The following is an 18,203-nucleotide window of genomic DNA, read 5'->3' as shown; positions in this document are numbered from 1 at the left end:
ATCAACTCAAAAATTGATACATAATTAATGAATATAGTTTTGTTAAATGGCTGGAATATGCACTCGAATATGTGGCAATCACTGCTGCCATGTTTGCAGCTGTATGGTGATGTAGTTGAAATTAATGTTCCATACGATCAATGTGAAGAACATCAAGAGTCACTAACACCGCCAAAAGAGCCGCAAAAAATTATGGGTGCACTTTGCGAGCATATTGTTCAACAATTACCTCAGCCCTGCGTGTTAGTGGGTTGGTCTTTAGGTGGGATGTTAGCTACGCATATTGCAGCGCATTATCCGCAAGCAATCATCGGTGTAGTTACCCTCGCAACGAATGTGCAATTTGTCGCCAATGATCAGTGGGCGACAGCAATGCCCGCTAAGATATTTGAAACATTTTATCAGTCGTATAACGAAGATCCGCAAAAAACCGAAAAGCAGTTTGCGCAGCTCGTCGTTAAAGGCGATGCTTGTCGGCGTGAACAGCATCGCTATCTACAAGAAAATACTCTACATGAGCCCGTGTCTAAAGCGCAGGGTCTTATGGGTTTGTCTCTCTTACGCCATATAAATAATCAAACGGCATTACAAAATATTCGCTGTCCATCGCTACATGTTTTTGGTGAGCATGATGCGCTAGTACCCGCTTCTGCCGTTGCGGCGATACAACAACTCCAAGCGAAGAATAAACATGTGCAATACCATGTTGTTGCTCATGCAGGCCATTTGTTACATATGCCGGTCGATCGGTTATCCCCCTTTCTGGGAGATTTTTTGCAAAAATGCCAACAAGAGTGCCAGCAAGGAAGTCAGCAATGACAGCAACAAAAAATATCATTGCCGATTCGTTTAGTCGATCAGCCAGCCAATACGATAGCGCTGCGAATATCCAGCAGCAAGCCGGTAGGCAGTTATTATCATGCGTGCAGCAATATATTAATAAAGAAACAGACAGTGTTATTAGCGGTAGCGTTATCGCGGATGTTGGTTGTGGAACCGGTTTTTTTGCGCAGCCGTTAGTTGCGTTGTTTCAACCCAAACAATATTTAGGAATCGATATCGCTGAAGGCATGTTGGCTGTTGCTAAAGAAAATAATGCTGACTATTTTTTAGCAAGCTCGACAGCGGCGCAATGGTGCTGCCACGATGCAGAAAATTTATTATTAGCCAATGAATCGGTGGATATTATTTTTGCCAATTTTTCGTTGCAATGGTGTGATGATTTACCATCGTTGATGCGCAGCTTTTATCGTGTAATGAAGCCCGGCGGGTTAGTATGTTTTACTAGTTTAGGTGAAAACACATTACATGAGCTGCGTAATGCTTGGCAGCACGTAGATAATATTACACATGTTAATCAATTTATGGCCTCAAGCCGATGGCAGCAAGCGACTAAACAGGTTGGATTTGTGGTTAAACAGCATTACTCAAATGACATGATCGAGTATTTCGATTCCCCCACCAGTGTGATGCGCTCACTGAAAACCATCGGTGCGAATATTATTAAAGGTCAGCAACAGTCAGGCTTAACGGGCAAACAACGTTTTGCCCAACTGCTTGACGCTTATGAAAAGTGTCGAGCAACTCAAGGCGTGCCAGCGACTTATGCCGTTGATGGCTGGATTATAAAAAAACCAGAATGTTAATATCGAGGGTGATTACCCGAATAACCAATAAAGGATCATCATGCCCTCCCATTTTTTTGTAACCGGAACCGATACCGATGTCGGTAAAACGCTCATCAGTGAAGGCTTACTTCATGCCGCCAATGCGCAAGGCTTAACGACCGCGGCACTCAAGCCGGTTGCGGCAGGTTGTGTGATGACTGAGGAGGGGTTGCGCAATGATGATGCCTTAATTTTGCAGCAAGCAATGAGTGCCTCGTTATCGTATGAGCAGGTTAATCCGGTTGCTTTAGCGCCACCAATGGCACCTCATGTAGCGGCTGCACAAGTAGGCAGACGCTTAAGTGCTGATAGGCTGGCAGGTTTTTGCCGCGGTGTTTTGATACAGAAAAATGATGTGGTGATTGTTGAAGGCGCTGGAGGCTGGCGGGTACCATTGAATGCCCGTGAGACGCTAGCGGATGTGGCTAAACGATTATCCCTACCGGTGATTATGGTGGTGGGCATGCGTCTAGGATGCTTAAACCACGCCTATTTAACCGCAGAGGCGATTCGCCGAGATGGCCTTGTATTAGCGGGGTGGGTATCAAATCATATCGACCCGGATATGCCGGCCTATGCTGAATCGCTTGTCGATCTTGAGCAAGGCTTGGCTGCACCTTGTTTGGGGCATATTCCTTTTTTATCTAATCCTCAGGGTATCCATATTAAAAACGACTTGGATATAGGCAAATTATTGCCGCCCGTCTTTTCTTAAAAACAAATAGTCTTAAAGTCGCCCTTTTGCTGGGTGTTTTTTGCACAATCATTACGTACACTATGTCGTAGGTAGTAGAGATATTTTCATGGAAGAGAATCATGCTTTTTCTGGAATGGGTGATTTCTCTTATTAATTGTGTAGGTGGATATTATGATTAACACATCGACAGGCATCAGTACGGTATTTCAGCAGGGTGTGTCCGGCTTAAATAACAGTGTGCGCTCGGTGACGGAATCTGCCAATGAGATTGTCTTATCGGGCACCTTGGAGCGAGCGCCGACAGCGAGCACGGATATAGTCGAGCCTCTCATCAAAATTCAGCAAGAGCAGCATGTGTTTAATGCATCGGCCAAAGTAATAGATGTGGCCGACCAAGCGCTAGGTGCGTTGATAGATATTAAGGCGTGATGCTTCTTATACAGAAAAATATAGAAAACGCGAGTGATCGTTAGATAGAAAGAAGAGGAGGGCGTTATGAATATTAACAGTATGTTACCAACGGCATATACGCCGAATACACTAGCCGCAATGAATACGTTGCGATCTGCAGTGGGTGAAGAGTCGACGGATGATCAACAGGCCATTTTTTCTCCCATCGAGCAGTCGGTAGCAGCCGCTAGCCATTCAGCGGTTACATCTGAGCAGCCTAGTGAACAAGCGGATGCTCAAGCACAGCAAGTATTAAACGCAGAGCGAGCAGCGCAGCAAGACAGTAAAGAGCAGCAGCAAGAGCACATTGACCAGCAAAAAATCCAATCCTTGGCTACACTAGATAGAGAGGTGCGTAATCATGAGCGTGCACATGCAGCAGTAGGCGGACAGTATGCTGGCGCTCCACGCTATGAATATGAACGCGGCCCCGATGGTGTTAATTACGCTGTCGCCGGTGAGGTACCCATTAGTACAGGTGCGACGTCTGATCCGCAGATGACGATAGAAAAAGCGCAAATTATTCGTCGTGCGGCTTTAGCACCGGCTGATCCATCCGCACAGGATCGTAAAGTGGCTGCAGAAGCCGTGCAAATGGAAGCTGAAGCACGCATCGAGTTACTGACGATTGAGCGTGAGCAGCGCATAGAAGAGCAGCGCCTACAGGAAGCGCAGCGTGAACAACAACAGCAAGAATCTCGTTCGACACAGGAGAATGTGATTGTGAGCCAGACTGAGAATACACGTAATACATCCAATGTTGATAGCGCGAATGTTTCGCGTGAAGACAGCGCTGTGGATGATATCAATGAAGCGCAAGAAGCGATGTTTAATGAGCTAACTGAGCAACTCGTTGCCATCGGTGGTGCACAGCAGCCTGCGCAATCATTAGGTAGCATCGTTAGCCGTTTTGCCTAGAAAATTTTGTCATATGCCGGTGATTCTCGGGCAATCACCGGTTTCCTATTAGTTAAATTCTTGATACCCCTTCTGTTTATTTCCGCAACCTCCCCCTATTAAATGAAAGGCTAGAAACAGCGTTACCATAACATCGCTTTTTTTGACTGAGTTGTTATCATGGTGATCAAATCATCACGACAGTCGGTATAGGAACCTCTGATTAACCTCGGATAACTTCTGGCCCGCAGGCGTGGCCGAGATCAAGGCGGCACTTGCAGCTAATGTCTAGACCTTAGCAAAAGTGGCAACACAGATATCGGTCACGTCTGTGGGCCCCGTAGGGCGTGGCTACAATGCGCTTATACTGCGTTGAGCCTCTTACTAAGGACTACGGCCATTAGTGGCGAGGCTCGCCTAGTCTAAGCGCATTGTAGACTCACGCATAAGTCATTCGAGGTTAATCAGAGGTTCCTACAGTAAATACGCTCATGCATAAAGAAAATACAATGAAAGCCATTGGATATATCAATGCTTCGCCGATCACTGATGATCAATCATTACAAGATATCACCTTAGAAAAACCTAGTGCGACAGGTCGCGATCTATTAGTAAAGGTACACGCGATTGCGGTTAACCCCGTCGATTGTAAAATTCGTCAAAAGGTATCGTCAGGGATTGATGCTTATAAAGTGATTGGCTGGGATGCGGTCGGTGAAGTGGTTGCGACAGGTAATGAGGTCGGTAACTTTTCTGTGGGTGATCGTGTTTATTATGCGGGTGATCTAACACGCCAAGGGAGTAATGCTGAATATCAGTTAGTGGATGAGCGTATTGTTGCTAAGAAGCCAGAAACATTAACGAATGCAGAAGCAGCGGCAATGCCGCTCACGGCGATTACGGCATGGGAATTACTGTTTGATCGATTAGGTGTTCAGCGACAAAGTATTGCTGAAAGAAAAACGTCTGATGAAGTGATTTTGATCGTAGGTGCTGCCGGTGGTGTGGGTTCTATTTTAATACAACTTGCAAAAGTGATTTGTGGGGCAACCATTATTGCTACGGCGTCTCGTGAAAGCTCACAGGCGTGGGTAAAAAAGCTTGGTGCAGATTATGTGATCGACCATACACAACCATTACCGCCACAAGTGGATGCTTTAGCGATTGCGCCTGTGACTCACGTGGTGAGCCTACATAGTACAGAGGCTTACTTGGATGCTTATGCGGAAATAGTAGCGCCTTTCGGGAAAATAGGTTTGATTGATGATCCCGGTGTATTGGATATTCGCGTGTTAAAACAAAAAAGTATTTCACTGCATTGGGAGTTTATGTATACCCGTTCTATGTATCAAACCGAGGATATGCCAGAACAGCATGCGTTACTAAAACAAGTCGCCCAACTGATTGATGATGGCCATATAAAAACAACGATAGGCAAACATATGGGGGTGATCAATGCGGCTAACCTTAAAGCCGCACATACAGAAATTGAATCTGGTCGTTCGATTGGAAAAATTGTTTTGGAAGGTTTTTAGGCAGCGATCAAAAATATAATCTAAAAGAGATGACATGATAGAGACTAAGCTTACTTCAAAAGATCAAGAAAAAGTTGATCACTACTTACGTTCGCCAATTCATCAGGTAGAGCGAAAACCGTTTCGCCCCTGGCTTTTACTCGGTGTTATTTTGGTATCGATGGTGGTGTTGAGTGTGTTGAGTTATGCCATTGCATGGCAGCATGGGGTGGTGTAATCGGCAGGTTGTAACGGTAGGTAAACATTAAGTGGAATGATTTTTAGTCGATGACGATATTACCGTAATCAATCAATAATTGTAGTATTTCTAATTGATTTGTATCATCGGTGTAACCCAGCTCGGCTTCAATGTCGAGATTGTCTTGTTGAATATGAATTTCAAAGTCTGTGCCTGAACCATTGCCATCAATATCCACTTCTATCATTGTTCCTCCAAAAGAGAAGCGTGTGTCAATAGTCAGATAATTATGGATGTTCGTATAATTTTCGCCTGCTAAAATACGCGAAAGATCAATCGCATCGGCTTCTGAAACTCCGTCAAAATTACCGAATGTAAATAAGTCTTTGATGCGAAGTGTACTGAAGTTAGGTTCCTCGGGTGTAGGAATAAATTCAACGAAGTCATCACCTTCTACAATGTATCGATCCGCTCCACCATTGCCCCAAAAGTCATCGCCTCCACCGTTACCGAAGAAATCTTCGTTAGTCGTGATTCCGTTAGATTGTCGCCCTGAGATTTGGTTTTGTTCTTCAGTGCCTCGTAAAATAGAACGCCCAGAATCATAGATAATATTATGTTCAATTAGACTTTCTAATGAAGTGGAGCCAAGATCGCTAATATCAATAAATAAGTCATCAAAACCAGAGCCATCGCCATTGCTATCAATGTTCAGTGTAGAACCTGATAATTGGATGAAATTAGTTAATGTGTTAGTCGTTTCTCCTTCAAGTAGCTGAGATAAATCGAGTAAATCTCCTCCGTTCCCTAGCGTAAATTGTTCGATGGTATCTGTTGAACCATCGGCGTCGTTATTTTTCCAAATAAAATGATCGATACCTACGCCGCCTATTAGCGTGTCTGAACCTTGGCCGCCAAAAATCATATCATTGCCTGCACCAGACGTAATAATATCGTTTCCGTTTCCACCAAAAAGTGTGTTGTTATTATCATTGCCAGTTAATGTATCATCACCATTGAGGCCTAAAATAACGGTGTTACCTGTCGGTGCAGAAGTGAGCACGTCGTTAAAGCCAGAGCCTGTTATTACATCGTCGTTACCCGTATTGATAGAGTCCTTTGTTATTGCAGAGTCAATGGTGCCAGTAAAACCTTCAGGTAAAATACTCACTGAGAGAGTATGGTCACTTTGTAGCGTGTCTAATGAAACGGTTTGTGTTGTTGCGCTCACAAATAAGTCTACAAGCTCTCCTGCGGATGCATCAGGTAGTGATAGGCTTAAATCTTTAAGTGACCAATTATTAGCGATGAGATCGATAGTGTTATTACCCGCTGTTGCCACAAATATCTCACCTAGAGCGCCATATAAGGTGCTTCCTTCTGGAATTTCCATGATAAGGCTAATAAGCGTATCGTCAGGCGCAAGGTCTATAGAAAAGTTGGTTAGTTTTATTGTTTGTCCTTCTATACCAATAACATCGACATTTCCGTTGTGGGCAAAGTAACCTCCGTCAGGGTTTTCACCGACACTAGTATTTGATGTGAATGCATCGATCAATCCACCCGCAGAAATAACTTCTTTTGCGTTAGCAAAAAAAGAAAAGTTATTGGCTGACAATAAATAGTCAATGTCGTCTTGTGAAAAGTTGAGAGCAAGTTCACCTAAGCCAAGTAAGTTAGCGGCATAAACCTCTAGAGTGTAATAACCTGAAACGGTAGGCGTAAATATATTTTCGGTGAGCCCTTCCGTGTTATCGCTAACACGTGTAGAAAAGTATCCTGCTGAATCGCCAGCCGTACTTACCATGGTTTGACCCCCTAGCTCTATGTAGAGTGCGTCATCCCTACTGCCTGCAAAGCGGTATTCGCTGCCAGCTTCCAAATAAATAAGGCCAGTTAATGCATAGACGTCACCGTCCATATCGCCTAATTGTATTGAGTTGCTGGTGTCAATGACGGTTGTTTGCGCTAAAGCGCCGACCCCTTCAGTCATCCTTGATGCGTTGAACGTTGTGGCATTCGCAGCTATGTCAGACTCAATCGAAGATGAGTCATCCAGTGCCAAATGGCTTTCGTCATAAATTGTATTTGCCGTATATTGCGTTGCAGTTAATCCCGTTGAGGCAGGCGGTTGGCCAATTCCCTCATTGAAACTTACCGCGCTGGGTGTGACAGTCACTTTTATGGTTAAGCTGTCGGTGTCAGTAGCGTTTTTGCTGTCAGTTGTTTGAATGTTTAGTGTGTCAAAGCCACCAAAACCAGTGTTAGGTTGGTATGTTAATGTACTGAGTGCGTTATTAATGGCTGCCTGAGTGCCTGAGATAGAAAGATTGCCCGTGTCATTACCCAAGATGACAACCTCAGCTGAGATTATATTAAGCGTCCCCTGAGATACAGATAATTCGGCAGTGGTAATGTTTTCATCAACATCACTTAGTGTTATTAAGTAATCATTAGCCTCGCTGAAATTTAGTTGTTGATTACGTAAGACACTGACATTATCTGGCAAATTATTGACGGGCTTATCATTAACCTCCTCAATGGTGATGAAAATAGTTGCGGTACTACTCTGTCCGTCGCTATCTTGGATGGTGTAAGTAAAACTATCGGTGCCGAAATAATTAGCGGAAGGGGTATACGTTAAAACCCCTTCACTGGTCTCTGAAACAGTCCCCCCCTGAAGGCTGGTTGTTTGAAAGTCGATGATAGCGGCTTCATCGAATATCGTGTCATTTGCTAAGGGCGTGATGTTTATACTAGTATCTTCTAGAGAGTTTATGTGGTCATCCAGCGCTGCAGGAGTACCATCTGAGACAGGAGTAACATTAATAGTGATTGTGCCTGTATCTGTTTCACCATCACTATCTTTAATCGTGTAAGAAAAAGTGTCGGTTCCATTATAATTGTTAGCCGGAGTATAGGTGAAAGTACCGTCGCTATTATAAGATACTTGTCCGTTGTTAATGCTATTTTGGGAATAATTTAGTAGTTCTGCTTCATCTGGGAGAATATCATTTTTAGAAAAATCTATGACAATAGAATTGTCTTCTTCGATTGACACCGTGTCGTCGTTAGCTTGAGGAGAACCATCACTTACGGGTTTAATATATAGAGTGACTGTTGCTGTTATTTTTTGGCCCGCATTGCCAGTAATTGTATATGTAAATGTGTCTATCCCATTAAAATTATTGACAGGCGTATAGCTAAATGTATTGTTCGAATTTAAAGTAACAATGCCGCCGTTAGCACTAGTGTTGTCATATTGATTGATGGGGTTTTCGCCCATAAAAACATCATTGCTAAGAACATTAATGTTGCTTAATGGACTATCTTCATTTAAAAAGTATTCATCGTTGTTTGCTGTAGGCTCAACAAAAAACTCTGCCTCTTTTCGTAAAGATTCTTCGTCATTAATGGTGCTAAGAATACTTTGTAAAAAACTTTGAGAAATGTCATTGTCAGGAATGATTTCAGGGTTTTCTCTAGGCCATAAGATAATACTTTTTCCATAGAGAGAAATAGATTCACTTATTTCTCTAAATGTGGCGCTGGGATTTTCTAGTAGAGACTCGATGCTCTGTTGTGATGATAAAGCTTCTTGTAAATCGCTAAAAGAGATTGGGTTTCCATTAAAGCTAGAAGATGCTTGGTTGTAGATGGATTGTAGTGTGGTTAGTGTGTTGGAAGATAATTGTAAGCTTTCTAAGCTGCTAAGAAAAATGGGAGTGCCATCACTATTGAGTAAAATGCTACTGTCTGATGATGTACTAATGAAATCGTTTTCATAAATGATAGATTCTTCATTCAACGCAAATGCATTAATGCTGTTGTTGATAGATCTATAAGCCGTAACATCACCATGTATAAATTCTACTTTAGCGATGTTACTGCCAGTAACATTATTCTTAAGTGACATTTTTATTGTACGCTGGTTATTATTGTTGCAACTACAACGAAGAGTGCAAGTTTTTGCGAATCAAATAATTAAAATTAAAACGAAGCGGTGTAGACCAATAAGCAGTAGTGCTGTTATTATTTTTGCGCGATTGTAGGTTAATATACTTTCAGTTATTGGATGGGCTGCTGTTTTTGTGAGCGCCGTCACGAGTCAATTATCAAACATGTGACATAGGTAACGTTTTTATAGAAGAAGTGAATGGCAGAGGCCTTTAATTAAGGCCTCGAAATATAGTGTATTTAAAAAATACAGAAGGAGTGGACGCAGATTTATAGGCTATTGGAGTTAGTAAATATCAATTCAGGATTTGTTACATTAGGGTATAGCGCTTTTAACCCGCTTATTTTAAATAACTCAGCATCACACCTGCAGCAACAGCAGATCCAATAACACCGGCAACATTGGGCCCCATGGCATGCATCAATAAAAAGTTTTGGCTGTTTTCTTCTAATCCGACTTTATTGGATACGCGAGCCGCCATAGGTACGGCAGATACACCCGCCGAACCAATAAGAGGGTTAATTTTATTGGTGGAAAATACGTTCATTATTTTTGCCATCAACACACCCGACATGGTGCCAATGCAAAATGCCACAAGCCCTAGTAATAAAATGCCAATGGTTTCTAAGTTTAGAAAAGAGTCCGCACTTAATTTAGCGCCGACGCCTAGCCCGAGCATAATGGTAACGATATTAATTAAGGCATTTTGTACGGTATCGCTGAGTCGATCAACGACGCCGGATTCTTTCATTAAGTTTCCAAAGCAAAACATGCCTAATAGTGGTGCAGCACTGGGTAATATTAACGCGACAAGAATAACTAAAATAATAGGGAAGCAAATTTTTTCTGCTTTAGAGACACTACGCAATTGGCGCATGACAATTTGTCGCTCTTCCTTGTTGGTAAAAGCACGCATAATGGGCGGCTGAATAAGTGGTACCAGCGCCATATATGAATAAGCGGCAACGGCAATAGCTCCTAATAATTCGGGCGCTAATTGACTGGAAACAAAAATAGAAGTTGGGCCATCAGCGCCACCGATAATACCAATTGCTGCTGCTTGTGCAAGACTATAATCGACAAGCCCTGTCTGTGTTAACGCCATAGCACCAATGACCGTCGCAAAAATACCAAATTGTGCGGCGGCACCGAGTAATAATGTTTTAGGGTTGGCAAGTAAGGGGCCAAAGTCAGTCATGGCTCCGACGCCCATAAAAATCATCAGCGGGAAAATACCCGTTTCGATACCGATATGGAAAATATAGTAAAACAAACCACCCGGTGATTCTAAACCACCAGTGGCAGTATAAATGGGTTCGGCATATAAACCCGCACCAGGAATATTCACCAAAATACAACCCACACCAATAGGCAGTAATAGCAAAGGCTCAAAGCGCTTGGCAATGGCTAGGTAGAGTAAGGCTAGGCCAACAATCATCATCGCTGCTTGCCCAACTTCCATGTTGGCAATACCGGAATCCGATAATAAGTTAATTATTTTTTCCACGATCAAAAACCCTCAAATAAATCTACGCAAATATATAGCTTTACAGTGTTAACAGTATGTCATCGACAACAACGGTATCGCCTTGCTTTACAGCGACGGTGCTGACTACGCCATCACGCGGAGCTTTGATTTCAGTTTCCATTTTCATTGCTTCTAAAATGATAAGCACTTGGCCTTCTTTTACAGTACTTTGTGGCTGCACAAGCACTTGAAAGATATTGCCTGAAAGTGGTGATTTAATAGGGTCGCCTGTGGCACTGACGGGTTTGTCATCACCATCGTTTGTTGTTTCTTCATCGTAGACTTGGGCTATAAATGATTGCTCGTCAACAGACACGCGTACATCAGTTTCGTTACTGCTATCGACCGTTGTGTGATAGTTTTTGCCGTTGACGCTAATAACATAAGCGCTTTTGTTAACCGGTGTAGCCGCTTGTGTCTTTTCTGGTAAGGCATTCAATGTTGGTGCTGGTTCAAAAGCATCGGGATTGTTGCGGTTTTCCAAAAACTGTAAACCGATTTGTGGGAAGAGTGCATAAGTGAGCACGTCGTCTACTGTATTGTCAGCAAGGCTGATGTTTTTCTCCGTTGCCAAAACGTTCAGCTCTCTCTCTAATTTATCCATTTCTGAGGAGAGTAAATCAGCAGGCCTGCCGGTAATGGCGTCAGCCCCGTCGAGTACTTTCGCCTGAAGAGTGCTATCAAATGCGGCTGGTGCAGCACCGTATTCACCTTTTAGTATGCCTTGTGTTTCTTTAGAAATACTTTTATAGCGTTCGCCGGTTAACACGTTAATAACGGCTTGTGTTCCTACAATTTGTGATGTTGGTGTGACCAATGGAATATAGCCTAAGTCTTTGCGTACACGAGGAATTTCTTCGAGTACTTCATCAAACTTATCACTAGCGCCTTGTTCTTTCAGTTGATTTTCCATATTGGTCAACATGCCGCCCGGTACTTGAGCGATAAGAATGCGTGAATCAACACCCCGTAGTGAACCCTCAAATGAAGCATACTTTTTACGGACTTCTCTAAAGTAGGCCGCAATACCTTCTAGTTTATCAAGATCGAGTTGCGGGTCGCGTTCTGTGCCTTTTAAGGCTGCCACAATAGATTCTGTGGGTGAATGACCATAGGTCATCGACATGGATGAAATCGCTGTATCGATATGATCAATGCCTGCTTCAATCGCTTTAAGTAACGTCATCGATGATAAGCCGGATGTGGCATGGGCATGTAACGCGACGGGAATATCTATACTACTTTTGAGCTGAGAGACCAATTCAAATGCATCGTATGGCGTTAATATACCCGCCATATCTTTAATGTTAAGTGAGTCCGCGCCCATATCTTCAATTTGTTTGGCGAGGTCGATCCAGCCTGACAAGTTATGGACCGGGCTGGTTGTATAAGAGATTGTACCTTGTGCATGGCCGCCTTGTTTTTTTACGGCTTGCATAGCGGTTGTCATATTGCGAGGGTCGTTCATCGCATCAAATACACGAAACACATCGACGCCATTGGTAACGGCACGCTCTACAAATTTTTCTACTACGTCGTCAGCGTAATGACGATAGCCTAATAAGTTTTGACCGCGAAGTAACATTTGTTGGCGAGTATTAGGCATCGCTTTTTTTAATTCTCTAATACGATCCCACGGATCTTCACCAAGATAACGTATACAAGAGTCGAAGGTTGCGCCGCCCCATGTCTCTAGTGACCAATAACCTATTTCATCAAGTTTTTCTGCAATGGGAAGCATGTCATCAATACGCAAACGTGTTGCGAATAATGATTGGTGAGCGTCGCGTAGTACGACATCGGTAATTTTTATGGGAGTATTATTTTTTTTCATGAGCGTCACTTATTTAACCGTCGCGTTACGATGAAGTTGATAGGCAATTGCCGCAACCGCAGCAATATCTGCATCAGAATTTTTCTCTTCTGGAGCAGGTTCTAATTTCTTAATAACTGCAGACATGGCGGTCACTGAAGCAATCAGTATGACTAAAAAAGTAAAGACCGTGCCCATACCTAGTGCCATGAGTAACAATGTATCTGACCAAATCGTCGCCATTATGCGTACTCCCATAATAAAAGTTGCATGTAGTAATTGAATAAAAAAACAGTACAGGCTATTTGTTTTTTTTCAATGATTGATTTGCAAAAACCTATGCAGAGTAATTCAGCTAACAATAAAAAACTAGCCTTATTTTTTCAAAGAGTGTTTTTTGGTATTTTTTGATGATTTTTAAAGAAAATAAACTATTTTTGACGAAGTTTTCACTGTTTTGGTGCGGAAAATCCCTTTTTTGGTGCGTTATTATTGTTATTGAGTCAGCTTATTTATCCATAGTTTACAAAAAAATAACGTAAAAAAACGCAAGCCTCTGAACACTCATTAGTAAATGGCAGAGGCTTGCGTCATCTGTTTTTTGTAAAAAAGAGGGTTTATACTTCAAACCCTAAATACTCAGGAAAAACAACAAGTAAAATGACAATGACCATTTGAATGCAAATAAAAGGGATTACGCCTTTATAAATAGTGCCGGTTTTAACTTCGGGAGGGGAAACCCCTTTAAGGTAAAATAAACTAAAACCGAAAGGTGGCGTCATAAATGATGACTGCAAATTCATCGCAATTAATATGGCAAACCACACCATATTTAAACCCATAAGTTCTGCAATGGGTGCAAGAATAGGAACGACAATAAAGGCAATTTCAACAAAGTCGATAAAGAAACCAAGAATGAAAATAGCTAGCATTGATAGTAGTAAAAATGTCCACTTTTCTCCAGGTAGGCTAGCCATAAACTCTTCAACAATAATGTCTCCGCCAGAGTAGGTGAAGATCATGGCGAAAGCGGTTGCGCCAATCAGTACAGCGAATACCATTGATGTCACTTTAACCGTCTCTTTCCCCGCATCATGAATCATCGAAAAGTCGAGCTTGCCATAAAATTTTGCTAGAAGTAATGCGCCAATAGCACCGAGAGCAGAGGATTCTGTCGGTGTGGCAATACCGGTCAGTATTGAACCCAAAACAATCACAATTAATGCGAGTGGGGGAATAATATTCTTAAGGGCATTTTTAATGAGATCAGAGGTGTTGTCGTCAGTAGATGGGATGGCGGGCGCTGCCGAAGGGTTCAGTGTGGTGTAACCTACGACATAGACTAAATAAAAACCAACAAGAATAAGTGCGGGAATCATCGCTGCTTTGAACAAGTCGCCGACAGGAACACCCATGACATCACCTAAAATAATAAGAATGATCGACGGTGGGATAATTTGCCCTAAGGTTCCCGCTGCGCAAATAACGCCTGTTGCTAAGCGTTGATCGTAATTATATTTAAGCATTACCGGTAATGAGATGACGCCCATAGCAACAACGCTAGCACCAACAACGCCGGTTGATGCGGCTAAAAAAGCGCCTACTAAAATTGTTGAGATGGCCAAGCCCCCGGGGCGGCTACAAAATAATTTTGCCATTGATTCTAACAGGCGTTCCGCTAGGCCTGTTTTTTGTAACACGATGCCCATAAATATAAACATAGGTATCGCCATTAAAATGGTATTACCCATAATCGAGTATAAGCGATAAGGCATGAAAGCAAAGAGCTCAAAGCCTTCAATCCAAAAACCTACGAGCAGTGATAAACCTGCAAAAGTGAGTGCAATGGGGTAGCCCGCAAAAAGTAAAATAAGAGCAAAAATAAAGAGATAAATACCAATCATGATGCGTCTCCTACTGAGCCGTCTTTTTCTTTTTGTTTTTCTTCTTGGAGTACTAAGCATTCATTTAAAATAACCGTAACGATGCTGAGTACAAGAAAGCTAAAGGCAACAGGAATAATTAACTTAACCGGCCAAAGTCTCGGTAAGCTGCCGGGGTCGCCTTTGTTTTCCATCGAAATAAAGGACTCATAAAAAAAGCCGCTGCCGTAATAAACCATTAGCGCGCAGAAAGGTAACGCAAAAATAATGCCGCCTGTAATGTTGATCCATGCTTGTGTTTTTCGTGAAAAGTTGTCATATAGCACATCAACACGCACGTGACCGTTTTCTCGTAGGGTGTATCCCAGTCCCATCATAAACATCAGTGAAAAGAAGTGCCATTCGAGTTCTTGCATGCCAATGCCGCCGAGCCAGCTTAAGTGTTCGTTGTACCAGTCAATAGCGGCAATCAGTTGAAATTTTTGGAATAAACCGAAAATGGCGTAGCGTACAAAAACGTCAATGAATACATTGAGTATCATCAGCAACAGTGCAGCGATACAAATGTAGCCAGAAATATCGATGATTTTATTTAGGAAACGTAGGGTGAATTTCATTATTTTTATTACCTCAAACGGAGTCGTTATGCCGTGCACGCACTCTTAATCTCTATGATTTGAGCGCGTGTTTCGCTCATACTACTTTACTTCTCACGTATCAATCAAAAAAGGCTCCTGCGAAGGAGCCTTTTATCTTTCTAACACATAGATTACAGGTTGTTCAGATAAGCCTTATCTGAAATATTTGTCCATGTACGTGCTTTTTTCATGTAGTCACGTTGTGATTTGATGATTTCTGCCGTAAGTCCGCCTTTTGCTTCAAATTCAGCGAGTAGTTCTGCGTTCGCTTTTTTAAGCGCGGCCATGACAGGCTCAGGGAATGATTTAACTTCGATATTTGGATATTCAGACTTCATTGTTTCCCAGTTAACAGCGCTTTCATGATACGACTGCGCGGTGACTTGGAAAGCGGCTTCTTTGACGGCAATTTTCACAATGGCTTGTAAGTCTGCTGGCAGTTTCTCGAAGGCTTTTTTATTGATCATAAACTGCAACTCAGTTGCAGGCTCATGCCAGCCCGTGTAGTAGAAGGGAGCAATTTTATGGAAACCCATACGTAAATCTAGTGATGGACCTACCCACTCTAGCGCGTCAATCGTATTACGCTCTAGTGCGGTGTATAGCTCGCCGGGCGGAATGTTCGTCGGTTTTGCACCTAGTTTGGCTAATACGTCGCCCGCAAACCCAGGGATGCGCATTTTTAAGCCTTTTAGATCATCTACGGAGTTGATTTCTTTTTTAAACCAGCCGCCCATTTGGTTGCCGGTATTACCACCAGGGAACGACATAATGCCGTGCTTGTCGTAAACTTTCTTCGCAAGTTCTTCGCCGCCACCATAGTAGTACCATGCATATTGCTCTGCGGTGATCATACCTAGAGGCATAGTGGTAAAGAATAGAGTGTTAATGTCTTTGCCTTTCCAGTAATAAGAGGCTGAGTGCCCCATTTGGTATTGACCACTCTTAACAAAGTCAAAAATGCCGAGTGCTGCTTTATGCTTATTCTTTGAGTCGATGGTGATGACAAGGCGACCGTTGGACATCTCCTTGATATTTTGTGCCATTTGCTTGGCCGCATCACCAAAGATGGGGAAGTTCGTAGGCCATGTTTCGGCTAATCGCCATTTAATGACTTTTTCTGCAGCTGATACGCTGCTAAAGGGCGCAATCGCCGCAAGCCCGATCGCTATGGATGCAATGTACTTTTTCATCATAAATCACCTGTGATTATCGTTATCGTGAATTTTTTTAAGCTTCTTCATTATAGAGCTGTGCACTAATAAAACATCCGTAAGTTCCACATAGTGACTACGGGTTTTCCCGTAGTTTGCGTGTTTTTTGTGCAAATTTTGAGTGATAAGTGCGCAGGATGTTGTTTTTTGGTGCGCCCTTGTGCTTTGATAGCGATTATCAAATAATCCCGTGGTACATTCTGGAATTTCGAAAAAATAACCTGCTTTTCTGTTCTATGAATACTATTTAGCTCAGAATTCACCACAGGTAAAATAAGAATAATTACTAATGAACCTTAAGCAAAAAATACAGCTGCTTGCCGTATTGCCCCTTGTGGTGGCGATGTTGCTGGTCGTCTTAGTCACGCAGTATCAATTTGATAAGTTATCTTCAGATACTGCCACGGCCTATCAGACTAATGTTATCGAGCGACGCCAAGCAGAGCTGAAAAACTATACCTTACTGGCGCTCTCTTCTATCGATCATCTTTATAATAATGATGATCTTGATCCGCAGGTTGCCCAAGAGTTGGCCAAGGATGTGTTGACTAATCTTGTTTACCAAGAAGACGGCTACTTTTTTGCTTACACCCTTGATGGTACCGGAGTAGTACATCCTATTCAGCCCTTTCGAATAGATGAAAATTGGTGGGATCTGCAAGATGAAGCCGGCACATTTCTAATTAGAGAGTTAATTAAAAACGCTCAAGCGGGTGGTGGCTATTTGCAGTATTTATGGGATAAGCCTTCAGTCGGCGAAGTAGGTACTAAGATGGCTTACTCGGTGATGTTGGAAAAGTGGGGGTGGATGCTGGGTACGGGTGTTTATATTGATGACGTAGAAGAGCAAGTGGCGAGTATCCAATCGGCCATCAATCGTAAAATTATCAGTGCATCCTATGTGATTTTAGCGATTGGTATTATCGCGGTTATAGCCATCTTTATTACGGGTTTATTGCTGCAGTTTAGCGAGCGAAAATTAGCGGATGGTAAATTGCAGGAGTTAACAAAACGTATCTTAACGACGCAGGAAGAGGAACGCCGTCGAGTCTCTCGCGAATTACATGACGGTATTAGCCAGTTGATTGCTAGCGCTAAATTCTCGATAGAAACGGCGTGGTTGAAAATCAAAAAAAATCAAAATCCAGAAGCAGACTTAGCTTCTACGACAGAGAAAATTACGCAAACACTAACGGATTTACGGCGTATCTCTAGAGATTTACACCCCCGTATCCTCGATGATCATGGGCTTTCTGCGGGTATAGAATCCTTATCAACTAATTTTTCTCGTCGCACAGGTATTACGGTTAATCTGGATAAAGTCGCCGTAAAAAATATGTTGTCACTTGAAATAAAAACCACTTTTTATCGTGTGGCTCAAGAAGCCTTAACGAATATAGAACGCCATTCCCAAGCAACAGAAGTGCATATTGATATCGGCGTACATGGTCGCTGGCTAGCATTATCGATTAGAGATAATGGCCATGGTTTTGATGTGGATTCACTTAATCGAAATAAATCGCCGATGGTCGGTATTGGTTTACGTAATATGCATGAACGCTTGAGTTATCATAAAGGAATTTTTTCGATTAAGTCGAGTAATAGCGGCACTTGTATTGAGGCAAAAATTCCGAAAAATTATCTCAAATATCACTAAGTTTTCGTTAGCTATTCGCCAATAATTTTTCAATCATTGGGTGGCAATGTAGACATGTTTGATACGATAATAAAATAATAAAGAGCTA

At 42.4% G+C, this 18,203-nt stretch carries 15 protein-coding genes; 8 read left to right on the top strand and 7 right to left on the bottom strand.

All coding sequences use genetic code 11. The features are described from left to right. The first annotated feature begins 27 nt into the window (after positions 1–27). The 7 genes from ACZ5O6_RS09975 to ACZ5O6_RS09945 all read left to right on the top strand — a co-directional run bounded on the left by ACZ5O6_RS09975 (position 28) and on the right by ACZ5O6_RS09945 (position 5,463). A complete protein-coding gene (locus ACZ5O6_RS09975; RefSeq protein ID WP_447091337.1) occupies positions 28–819 on the top strand; it encodes an alpha/beta fold hydrolase in 792 nt (263 codons plus the stop codon). Beyond that, the gene (gene bioC / locus ACZ5O6_RS09970) at positions 816–1,646 is read left to right on the top strand and encodes a malonyl-ACP O-methyltransferase BioC (protein WP_447091338.1); all 831 of its coding nucleotides are present in this window, start codon (positions 816–818) and stop codon (positions 1,644–1,646) included. Before ACZ5O6_RS09975 ends, bioC begins: the two co-directional genes overlap by 4 nt. Positions 1,647–1,686: 40 nt before the next feature. Further along, positions 1,687–2,382, top strand: a complete 696-nt coding sequence (gene bioD / locus ACZ5O6_RS09965) for a dethiobiotin synthase (RefSeq protein WP_447091339.1) — start codon at positions 1,687–1,689, stop codon at positions 2,380–2,382. A gap of 153 nt (positions 2,383–2,535) precedes the next feature. Next, positions 2,536–2,793, top strand: a complete 258-nt coding sequence (locus ACZ5O6_RS09960; RefSeq protein WP_447091340.1) for a hypothetical protein — start codon at positions 2,536–2,538, stop codon at positions 2,791–2,793. Between the two features lie 66 nt (positions 2,794–2,859). After that, positions 2,860–3,732 (top strand): putative metalloprotease CJM1_0395 family protein, encoded by an 873-nt coding sequence (locus ACZ5O6_RS09955; protein ID WP_447091341.1) that lies wholly within the window; start codon positions 2,860–2,862, stop codon positions 3,730–3,732. Positions 3,733–4,202: 470 nt separating this feature from the next. Then, positions 4,203–5,246, top strand: a complete 1,044-nt coding sequence (locus ACZ5O6_RS09950) for a zinc-binding alcohol dehydrogenase family protein (RefSeq protein ID WP_447091342.1) — start codon at positions 4,203–4,205, stop codon at positions 5,244–5,246. Between the two features lie 34 nt (positions 5,247–5,280). Then, positions 5,281–5,463 (top strand): DUF3094 family protein, encoded by a 183-nt coding sequence (locus ACZ5O6_RS09945; protein WP_447091343.1) that lies wholly within the window; start codon positions 5,281–5,283, stop codon positions 5,461–5,463. Positions 5,464–5,506: 43 nt separating this feature from the next. Here ACZ5O6_RS09945 and ACZ5O6_RS09940 read toward each other — a convergent pair whose 3' ends face one another. The 7 genes from ACZ5O6_RS09940 to ACZ5O6_RS09910 all read right to left on the bottom strand — a co-directional run bounded on the left by ACZ5O6_RS09940 (position 5,507) and on the right by ACZ5O6_RS09910 (position 16,440). Further along, positions 5,507–9,340: a tandem-95 repeat protein gene (locus ACZ5O6_RS09940; protein ID WP_447091344.1), complete on the bottom strand. Its 3,834-nt coding sequence runs from the start codon at positions 9,338–9,340 to the stop codon at positions 5,507–5,509. Between the two features lie 382 nt (positions 9,341–9,722). Next, positions 9,723–10,889, bottom strand: coding sequence for a sodium ion-translocating decarboxylase subunit beta (locus ACZ5O6_RS09935; RefSeq protein WP_447091345.1), 1,167 nt, complete (start codon positions 10,887–10,889; stop codon positions 9,723–9,725). A gap of 40 nt (positions 10,890–10,929) precedes the next feature. After that, complete coding sequence (oadA, locus tag ACZ5O6_RS09930; RefSeq protein ID WP_447091346.1) at positions 10,930–12,744, bottom strand: sodium-extruding oxaloacetate decarboxylase subunit alpha; 1,815 nt, start codon at positions 12,742–12,744, stop codon at positions 10,930–10,932. A 9-nt stretch (positions 12,745–12,753) separates the two neighbouring features. Beyond that, the gene (locus tag ACZ5O6_RS09925) at positions 12,754–12,966 is read right to left on the bottom strand and encodes an OadG family protein (protein ID WP_447091347.1); all 213 of its coding nucleotides are present in this window, start codon (positions 12,964–12,966) and stop codon (positions 12,754–12,756) included. Between the two features lie 374 nt (positions 12,967–13,340). Further along, positions 13,341–14,627: a TRAP transporter large permease gene (locus ACZ5O6_RS09920; protein WP_447091348.1), complete on the bottom strand. Its 1,287-nt coding sequence runs from the start codon at positions 14,625–14,627 to the stop codon at positions 13,341–13,343. Beyond that, positions 14,624–15,223, bottom strand: coding sequence for a TRAP transporter small permease subunit (locus ACZ5O6_RS09915; protein ID WP_447091349.1), 600 nt, complete (start codon positions 15,221–15,223; stop codon positions 14,624–14,626). The genes ACZ5O6_RS09920 and ACZ5O6_RS09915 overlap by 4 nt, the downstream gene beginning before the upstream one ends. A gap of 152 nt (positions 15,224–15,375) precedes the next feature. Continuing rightward, the gene (locus tag ACZ5O6_RS09910) at positions 15,376–16,440 is read right to left on the bottom strand and encodes a TRAP transporter substrate-binding protein (protein WP_447091350.1); all 1,065 of its coding nucleotides are present in this window, start codon (positions 16,438–16,440) and stop codon (positions 15,376–15,378) included. A gap of 307 nt (positions 16,441–16,747) precedes the next feature. Between ACZ5O6_RS09910 and ACZ5O6_RS09905 the strand changes: the two genes are divergently transcribed. Further along, positions 16,748–18,115, top strand: coding sequence for a cache domain-containing protein (locus ACZ5O6_RS09905; RefSeq protein ID WP_447091351.1), 1,368 nt, complete (start codon positions 16,748–16,750; stop codon positions 18,113–18,115). Positions 18,116–18,203 lie beyond the last annotated feature (88 nt).

The organism is Eionea flava, from assembly GCF_055393785.1.
Note: the sequence above shows the minus strand (reverse complement) of the source record. Positions and strands in the feature narration are given on the sequence as shown.